The following is a 1,384-nucleotide window of genomic DNA, read 5'->3' as shown; positions in this document are numbered from 1 at the left end:
GGGAGTTTCGGATTAACGGTGGATCCGGTCTCGGTGTGGGTTAGTTTCCGGTTGGGTGGATCCGGCCTTCGAAGGTGATCGCGAAGGCGTTGAGCGCCGGTTTCCACCGCATGGCCCATCGTGCCCGGCCTCGCCCGGTGGGGTCGAGGGAACGGGTCACCAGATACAAACATTTCAACGCCGACTGCTCGGACGGGAAGTGCCCGCGGGCGCGGATCGCGCGCCGGTAACGGGCGTTCAACGACTCGATCGCGTTGGTGGAGCAGATGATCCGCCGGATCTCCACGTCATAGTCCAGGAACGGGACGAACTCGGTCCAGGCGTTGTTCCAGAGTTTGACGATCGCCGGGTAGCGGCCACCCCATTTCGTGGCGAACTCCCCGAACCGTTCCCGGGCCGCGGCCTCACTCGGGGCGGTGTAAACGGGTTTGAGGTCCTTGCTCATCTCGGCCCAGTGCTGCCGTCCCGCGTAGCGGAAACTGTTGCGCAGCAAATGGATCACGCAGGTTTGCACGATCGTGCGTTCCCAGACGGTGTTGATCGCCTCCGGTAGGCCTTTGAGCCCGTCGCAGACGGCGATGCAGACATCGGCGACGCCACGGTTCTTGAGCTCGGTGAGCACTTGCAGCCAGAACTTGGCACCTTCCCCGCCGTCACCGGCCCAGAGCCCGAGGATGTCGCGTTCGCCGGCGGTGGTGACACCGATGACCACATAGATCGGGCGGTTCGCGACCTGACCATCTCTGATCTTCACGTGGATGGCATCGATGAACAGGACCGGATAGACGCGATCCAGCGGCCGGTGGCACCAATCGACCATCTCCGCGACCACCTTCTCGGTGATCGTCGAGACCGTGTCCTTCGACACCGAGGTCCCGTAGATCTCGGCGAAGTGCGCCGAAACCTCCCCTGTCGTCAAACCTTTCGCGGTCAACGACAACACGATCTCGTCGACCCCCGACAGCCGCCGCTGACGCTTCTTGACGATCTTGGGTTCGAACGAGGAACTCGTATCGCGCGGGACGTCGATCTCGACCGGGCCGATCTCGGTGACCACGGTCTTGGATCGAGTTCCGTTGCGGGAGTTGCCCGTTCCACGACCGGCCGGGTCGTGTTTCTCGTAGCCGACGTGCTCGGTCATCTCCGCTTCCAGAGCGGTTTCCAGCACCGTCTTGGTCAGCTGGTTGAGCAAACCACCCGGCCCGAGCAGATCGATACCCTCGGCTTTGGCCTGGGCCAGCAGCTGCTGGGCCAGTTTCTTGGTGTCCACGCCGTCTTTCACCACGGCGTCGAGTGTCTCCGACATCAGTCGGTCCTTCCTGCCGAACCCTCAAGTTCAGCCGATCGAACCGAGATCAAGATCCGCCGTTATCCCGACACTCCC

1 protein-coding gene is annotated in these 1,384 nt (G+C 62.9%); it reads right to left on the bottom strand.

Annotated elements, in window-relative coordinates; all coding sequences use genetic code 11:
* Window positions 1–40 precede the first annotated feature (40 nt).
* On the bottom strand, window positions 41–1,306 hold the full coding sequence (locus ABZX86_RS40180; RefSeq protein ID WP_355131725.1) for an IS256 family transposase: 1,266 nt from the start codon (window positions 1,304–1,306) through the stop codon (window positions 41–43).
* Between the last annotated feature and the right edge of the window lie 78 nt (window positions 1,307–1,384).

The organism is Nocardia sp. NPDC006630 (genome assembly GCF_040611495.1).
Lineage (GTDB): Bacteria > Actinomycetota > Actinomycetes > Mycobacteriales > Mycobacteriaceae > Nocardia.
The sequence above is the reverse complement of the archived record's forward strand: the minus strand, read 5'-3'. Positions and strand labels throughout refer to the sequence as shown.

What these genes read in the sequence shown, in the direction of transcription:
- ABZX86_RS40180 (WP_355131725.1), bottom strand. Translation starts at nt 1,306, where the DNA reads ATGTCGGAGACACTCGACGCCGTGGTGAAAGACGGCGTGGACACCAAG.